Here is a 6646-nt window from a genome sequence, read left to right as displayed (position 1 = left end):
TCTGCGCCTTGCCGGACGAGCGATTGCGCCCGGCCGCGCCGCTCAAGTCGGCGGATACGGGCATCTGGTCGAGCGGCAGGAGGGCTGACACGGTGAGCGTGGTGAAAAATCGGGATTGCATCTATTCTATGGACATTAGAAGACTTATGTCCATTGACTATCTTCAAAATCAATAAATGCAACGTATTACGTCGTAATATCAATCCTCATAGCCATCCGGGAGCGCGCATGTCCGACACCGTAGCCGCCGAAGACCACCGCCTGCAGGCTGAAATCGATGCCCTGCGCGGGCGCAGCGCCGACACACAGGAGCTGTACCGCGAGGTGTGCGTGCTGCTGTTCTTCCGGCACGGCATCACGCCCACGGCCAACAAGCTGTACCAGCTCGTGCGCAAGGGCAGCATGAGCGCACCGGCCGAGGCGCTGGCCAAGTTCTGGGCGACGCTGCGCGACAAGAGCCGCGTGCGCATCGAGCACCCCGATCTGCCAGAGGAACTGCGCGACGCCGCCGGCGAAGCGATCAGCGCCCTGTGGCAGCGTGCGCAGGCGCTTGCCCAGGACAGCTTGACGGCCCTGCGCGGTGAAGCCCAGGCCGCCGTGCTGACGGCCAAGGCCGAAGTCGAGGCCGCATTGGCGAAAGCGCAAAGCGCGGACGAATCGCTCGAGTGCGTTCGTCAGGATCTGGTCGACACCGACGCGACCCGACAGCAACTCGAGCAGGACCTCGCTCGCGAGCAAGGCCTGCGGTCAGCACTGGAACGGCAACTCGGCGACGGCGCTCTCCAACGCCAAGAACTGCAGCGCGCGCTGGAAGAGTCACGGCAAGCCTTCGAGCGACAGATGGAAGAGCAACGCGCCACTGCACGCACCGCCGAAGAGCGGCATCAGGCCGATCTGCGGCGAGCTCTGCTGGACGTCGACCGCGAACGCTCGGCCGCGGCCAAATTGCAGAAGGAGGTAGAGCAGGCTCGCCGCTCGACCGGCGAGCAAGCAGACCAGCATCGGGCGCAGGTCGGCGAGTTGCAGCATGAGCTTGGGCAACTGCGGCAAAAGCTGAGCGCAGCGGAGGCCACTTCGGCCGAGGCGCGAGGCGCTGGCGAAGCTCTGCGCGCTCAGCTTGAGAAGCGGCTGGAGGCCAGGCCGACGCGCAAGGCTGTCGCACGCAAGTGAACGGTGAAGGTCAACATGGCGCTTATGCCGTTTAACCGACCATTTCCATCCTGCTTATGCCCTCATCGCTTAACTGCACTTTCTGTTCCGTTGCTCCCCAGACCCCAAGTGTGCGTGCTGCTGTTTTTCCGACACGGCATCACGCCCACGGCCAACAAGCTGTACCAGCTCGTGCGCAAAGGCAGCATGAGCGCGCCGGCCGAAGCGCTGACGCGCTTCTGGTCGACGCTGCGCGAGAAGAGCCGTGTACGCATCGAGCATCCCGACCTGCCCGAAGAACTGCGCGACGCCGCCGGCGAGGCGATCGGCGCCCTGTGGCAACGCGCACAGGCGCTCGCCCAGGACAGCCTCGCGGCCCTGCGCGACGAAGCCCAAGCCGCGGTGCTGACGGCAAAGACCGAGGCCGAGGCTGCGTTGGCGAAAGCGCAGAGCGCTACCGAATTGCTTGAACGTATCCGACAGAACCTGGCCGCCACGGACGTGGCCCGACAGCAACTCGAACAGGACCTCGCTCGCGAGCAAGGACTCAGGTCCGCGCTGGAACGTCAACTCGGCGATGGCGCTCTCCAGCGCCAGGAACTGCAGCGCGCGCTGGACGAGTCGCGGCAAGCCTTCGAGCGGCAGATGGAAGAGCAACGCACTGCCGGACGTACCGCTGAGGAGCGGCATCAGGCCGACCTGCGGCGGGCGCTGCTGGATGTCGACCGCGAACGCTCGGCCGCGACCAAGGTGCAGAAGGAGGTTGACCAAGCTCGGCGCTCGAGCGCCGAGCAGGCAGACCAGCATCGCACGCAGGTCGCCGCGTTGCAGCTCGAGCTCGGGCAACTGCGGCAACGACTGAGCGCGGCGGAGGCCGCCCTGTCCGAGGCGCGCGGCGCTGGCGACGCACTGCGTGCTCAGTTGGGGAAGCGGCTGGAGGGACCGCCTCGTCGGGCCACGGTCGCTCGCAAGTGAAGCAGCACATCCCCGCCCAGCGCGAACAATGCCGCCTCCCGGGGCTAATTGTGCAGTTTCGGGGGATGGGCAGAAATAGCCAAGTCTGTGTGGATGAGCCGCCGCAGGTCCTGCACCGTCTTTGCCGGGTCAAGATTCGGCATCACATTGCGCAGGTGCGGATTCCAGATCCGGGTATCGAAACGGCCTGTGAACATCTTCTGCCAGAAGACCATCTTGAGTTCGGCGATGACCTTGCCGGTACTTGGTTGACGCGCCCGTGCGCGCCACAGCTCACGACGCGGGTTGAATCCGACACCCGGATTTGGAAGGCTGTTCTCGAAGACAGACGACCAGGGCCATTGCGCGCCGTATACCGTGGTGAGGGCTTCAGAGACCGCGTTGCGGAATCACCACCTCGCACATGTGCAGCGGAGCAAGCATAGCCGCCGAAACTTGCGCGTTCCAGGCGTAGAGCGCCAGTGCCCCTGGTAGGACTGGGCGTCGGGGCAATGATCTCCGCCTCGAAGGTGCCGAGGCGCGCTGCCGAAAGCGTCGCTTTGATCGCTTGATCTGGTGAGAAGATTGACCCCATTTTCCACGAGCCTTATACTTGATGTACTAGCCACTAGGACTCGCGGGCGCAAGCCTCCCCCTAGGGACATACGATAGAAAAGAAAAGCCCACTTCGGTGGGCTTTTCCCATTCTAGGCACGCGCTTTGTGTAGGCCAGCTGAACGCTAAATCACGATGCGTTCCACTTCGTCCAAGTTGACTTGGTCGGTTCGGCGGTCGTAGAGCCCCGTGGTGCGCGCCGACTCGTGGTTGGCCATCTGTTGTGCGATCTCGAGCTTACCGCCGTTGCGCAGGTACTCGGTGATGCCGGTGGCGCGGAAGCTGTCGCAGCCAATGCTCGTGTGGATGTTGGCGGCCTCTGCTCGCCGGCCTACCATCCTAAAAACGTCGGCCTGGGCCATGGGCGTTTCTGACAGCCGGCCGGTGCGACCGGCGGCAGACTGGAACAGGTAGCCCTTCGCGCCGGCGAGCTGGGCACCATCAATGTACTCGTGCAGTCAGGCCTCCAGGTTGTGATGGCATGGCATCTCGTGCTGCTTGCCGCACTTTTCATGCAGCCGCACCCAGGTCCGCCGCCCCTGGATGTAGACATCCTCGACGCGCATCTTGATCGCCGCGCCGACGCGCGCGAACGTGTAGACCATCAGGCCGATGAGCGCGCGGTCACGCAGGCCGATGGCGGTCAAAGAGCATGCGAAGCGCGGCCAGGCGCTGCTTCACCGAGGGCGCCGCAATCTGCAGGCCCTCGATGTAGGCCGCCACATGCACCGGCTGGACCTGGCGCACATCGGCGATGCCGTGCAGCTCGCAACGGGTGGAAGCCGATCTGGTCGAATTTCAGCGCCCGCAGCAGGCCGATGCCGTCACTGTCGAACGAGGCGATCCAGGCCTGCAGACTACCTGGGCGATCTGAAGCCGCTGATCGACGCTGCCGCGGCGTCTGCCGGCGTCGGCCCGTCCACGTGGCTGCGCGATCTGGCGCGACGCGAGCTCGCCAACGGTGCAGCGTCTGAGCCGGCCTCCAAGGACGCAGGCGCTGCCGTTCTATCGCGCCTGGCTGGACCGGGATCTGGTGGCCAAGCTCGACGAGCGGCGCCGGCGAGACGGCTTTCGTTCGCGAGCCGCCTTGTTGCGGGCGGTGATCGAAGGCGTGGGCGTGACGGGCGACACGGCTGAGCGCGATGTCAGCACGGGCCAAGACGGCACAAGCCCAGGCGAAGGCCCATCACTTCAGGATGCTGTGCTTGCCCTTGGAGATTCGAACCAGAAACTCGTGGCAATCGGCCGCAACGTCGAGCAAATCGCCAAATCGATTCGCGCCTCATCCGGCGGCGCGAAGGTAGTGGAGAAACTGATGCTTGAGCGCAGCGTCAGCGAAATTTCAGAGCATGTAGAAGTCGCCTCAAAATTACTCGGAAAGCTGCGTCCGATGCTCAAGCGAAAGAGCGGCGTCTCCAATTCATCGGAGTTATCCAAAGCGTCAGCGGAAGCTACATCGAGGACGAGTCACGCCGACGTGAGGCGTTCAACGTCATGCTGTCGATGCCGGCAGGTTCATCGTTTTGAAGATCCTTGATCTCTTGCGCCCCTGAGATCTTGTTGCCGTTCTCGTCTTCGAGTTCGAGGGTTTGTCCACGACCGCCGACCTCCGGTTTGCCCTGCCGACTGATGTAGCGCATGTGGGCGGCGATGGCCTTCATGCCGGTGCCGCCTCCGGTGATCTTGACCACCACTTTGCTTTGCACCTGGGCTCACGGCATGGCGAACCCGGTTACGGACCTCGCTCGCGCTGAGAAGGGCCCCTCCCGCCATGCCGAGTGATTTACCACCTTGTTTCTTGGCTTTCTTCGGCATCCCGTAGAAAAGCCGTGTTCCCCATTCGCGCAGCATTCCGTCGTTATTGGATTCGCTCACTCCCGAGGCCGTGCGCGACGCCGCTCGTGACTTCGCACGCGAGACATTCAGCGGCCACAAGTATGTTTTCGTACTCCACGAAGACACTGACTCTCCTCACGTTCACTTGGCAGTGAAGGCCGAACGCTGGGACGGGATTCGATTGCATCCTGGGCCGGCAGAGCTGCAGCGGTGGCGCGAGCGATTTGCAGCGCGACTGCAAGACCGCGGTGTCAACGCCATCTCCACGCGTGCCGCCTCGCGCGGACAAAGGAAGGCGCCCGAGCGTTTGTGGCGGGTCAAGGCCGCAGGCAAGGTGCGCGTGCCCAGGCCGAGCGAACGCAGTCCTGAGTCCGTGGCAAGGCATCGCGCCGAAGCGCTGGAGAGTTGGAAGAACGTGGCGTTGGCCTTGGCGAAGTCATCCGACCCAAGCGATCGGAATCTTGCCGCGGACGTCGTTCGCTATGTCGACAAGCATTTCGGTGATGGACGCGTGCCTGATCGTGTTCCGCCAAGGCCTGATCGACGCGGTCCGGACATCGAACGCGGATGACGCGGCGGTATCCGATTTGTTCGATGTCCGACAGGCGCAACTTGGGGGGGGGGCTTTGGACTGCGCGGCCCTTCAGGTCGGAACGAAGGGGCCATCGCACAGCTGCCCGCTGATGGGGCACCAGACGCAAAGCGAGAGCTGGCACGGCTTAGGGGCGCTACCGCTACCGTTGTTCACAAGGTTGTCCACCGTGAAGGTGGACAACCTCTCTCGGTGTTGTTGGCGGCGGCGTGGTACCTGACGAACCAGAAGCAAGTCGCACCCTCAATGTCTTAAAACCAAGCTCATGCGCGGATATTAAGACACTTCTCGAAACTGCGCGGTTTTGGACCGCTTGATTTCTCAAGCGAAATCAACAGCTTACGCGCGAGTGTCTGAAAAACAGCCTTTTCAGACACTCATAGGTCGGCGCCGCTCAACGGCGCCACCTCGAAGGATCAGAATGACAGTTTGTGCCATTTACTGCCATTCGTGGCATGGTGGCGAGTAACGAAGGTGCCCTATGCAGAGCATGAACATTTCGCTGCCTGACCCTACTCAAGCAGTACGTCGATGGCCAGATTTCGACCGGGCGCTACAGCAGCGCCAGTGAGTACGTGCGCGAGCTCATCCGCGCCGACGAGAAGCGCAAGGCCGAAGAACAGCTCGAAGCCAAGCTCCTGGAAGGCCTGAATGGCGCCGAAAGTGCGCTGACGCCGGCCGACTGGAGCGCCATCCGAAAGGAAGCCCTGGCCAAGGTCGAAGCGCGAAAGCAAGCGGGCTGATGCCAGCGGTCAGCAAGCGCGAGGCGGCACGGCTGGCGCAAACATCAAATGGAGAGTCTTGCCCGGCGCGTTTCACAACTTGCATGGCAGTACCCAGCAGACCTGTTTGGGCGCAGGGCGTTGACCGCGAAATATTGTTCTGTGTTCCTGACCGACGTAAAGGGTGGCGGTCTTGGTGAGGCGCGAGACTACAAATCTGGTGTGGCTATCAATGGCTTTGCCGAATGGAACAAAGCGTTTGCGGATTGCAATAGTCATGGGTTCACGGTCGCTGCAAATGGTGGCGGCCAAAGACCAAGCCGTCAAAGAAGTCATCGACTTCGTGAAAGGTCCTTTGACATGAAACACATCGTTCTAGCAATAGCCCTCGCGGCCTCCTTCACTTCGGCAGCAAGTGCTGCACCGCTGACCGACCTGAGCGGTGGACAGACTGGACGGATTGAGTTCATCTCGATCACGCCATTGAGCATGTGGTCATATGCCAGGCGCAACATGACGGGCACTAAGCAGGTGGTCGTATATGGTGACTTGCTGATGCCAAAGAACACCACTGGCAAAGTACCTGCCTTGGTATTGAGCCACGGAAGCAGCGGCGTTAGCCCCTATGCTTATGAAGTATGGGCGCGGCAAATGAATGCTGCAGGCGTTGCGGTATTATAGTTGTCCCATCCCGTGTGATCATGTGCCAATCCGCAGCTGGCCGCTGTTCCGAGCCAGAGACCTTTTGCGGGGTGTTATCGAAGCCTTCCAACACGAG

General features: G+C 62.3%; 7 protein-coding genes and 1 pseudogene. 5 read left to right on the top strand and 3 right to left on the bottom strand.

From position 1 onward, the window contains the following. Nucleotides 1-228: 228 nt before the first annotated feature. Nucleotides 229-1170: a DNA-binding protein gene (locus AC30NL_RS16870; protein WP_489465156.1), complete on the top strand. Its 942-nt coding sequence runs from the start codon at nucleotides 229-231 to the stop codon at nucleotides 1168-1170. Between the two features lie 114 nt (nucleotides 1171-1284). Beyond that, on the top strand, nucleotides 1285-2124 hold the full coding sequence (locus tag AC30NL_RS16865; protein ID WP_489465155.1) for a DNA-binding protein: 840 nt from the start codon (nucleotides 1285-1287) through the stop codon (nucleotides 2122-2124). Nucleotides 2125-2843: 719 nt separating this feature from the next. On the opposite strand, the pseudogene AC30NL_RS16860 reads toward AC30NL_RS16865, so the two are convergent. From AC30NL_RS16860 to AC30NL_RS16850, 3 genes and pseudogenes are all read right to left on the bottom strand, one after another. Then, a pseudogene (locus AC30NL_RS16860) lies at nucleotides 2844-3323 on the bottom strand (tyrosine-type recombinase/integrase). A gap of 19 nt (nucleotides 3324-3342) precedes the next feature. Then, nucleotides 3343-3465 carry a hypothetical protein gene (locus AC30NL_RS16855; protein ID WP_489465154.1) on the bottom strand — a complete coding sequence of 41 codons (123 nt, stop codon included), beginning with the start codon at nucleotides 3463-3465 and terminating at the stop codon, nucleotides 3343-3345. A gap of 704 nt (nucleotides 3466-4169) precedes the next feature. Continuing rightward, nucleotides 4170-4424 (bottom strand): hypothetical protein, encoded by a 255-nt coding sequence (locus AC30NL_RS16850; protein ID WP_489465153.1) that lies wholly within the window; start codon nucleotides 4422-4424, stop codon nucleotides 4170-4172. A 155-nt stretch (nucleotides 4425-4579) separates the two neighbouring features. On the opposite strand from AC30NL_RS16850, the gene AC30NL_RS16845 reads away from it, so the two are divergent. The 3 genes from AC30NL_RS16845 (at nucleotide 4580) to AC30NL_RS16835 (ending at nucleotide 6549) form a co-directional block, all read left to right on the top strand. Beyond that, nucleotides 4580-5125, top strand: a complete 546-nt coding sequence (locus AC30NL_RS16845) for a relaxase/mobilization nuclease domain-containing protein (RefSeq protein WP_489465152.1) — start codon at nucleotides 4580-4582, stop codon at nucleotides 5123-5125. 596 nt (nucleotides 5126-5721) lie between these two features. After that, on the top strand, nucleotides 5722-5889 hold the full coding sequence (locus AC30NL_RS16840; protein ID WP_489465151.1) for a hypothetical protein: 168 nt from the start codon (nucleotides 5722-5724) through the stop codon (nucleotides 5887-5889). Nucleotides 5890-5937: 48 nt separating this feature from the next. Then, on the top strand, nucleotides 5938-6549 hold the full coding sequence (locus tag AC30NL_RS16835; RefSeq protein ID WP_489465150.1) for a hypothetical protein: 612 nt from the start codon (nucleotides 5938-5940) through the stop codon (nucleotides 6547-6549). Nucleotides 6550-6646 lie beyond the last annotated feature (97 nt).

The sequence above is a fragment of the Rhizobacter sp. genome, from assembly GCA_021153565.1.
Classification (GTDB): Bacteria; Pseudomonadota; Gammaproteobacteria; order Burkholderiales; family Burkholderiaceae_C; genus Albitalea.
Note: the sequence above shows the minus strand (reverse complement) of the source record. Positions and strands in the feature narration are given on the sequence as shown.

What these genes read in the sequence shown, in the direction of transcription:
- AC30NL_RS16870 (WP_489465156.1), top strand. Translation starts at nt 229, where the DNA reads ATGTCCGACACCGTAGCCGCCGAAGACCACCGCCTGCAGGCTGAAATC.
- AC30NL_RS16835 (WP_489465150.1), top strand. Translation starts at nt 5,938, where the DNA reads ATGGAGAGTCTTGCCCGGCGCGTTTCACAACTTGCATGGCAGTACCCA.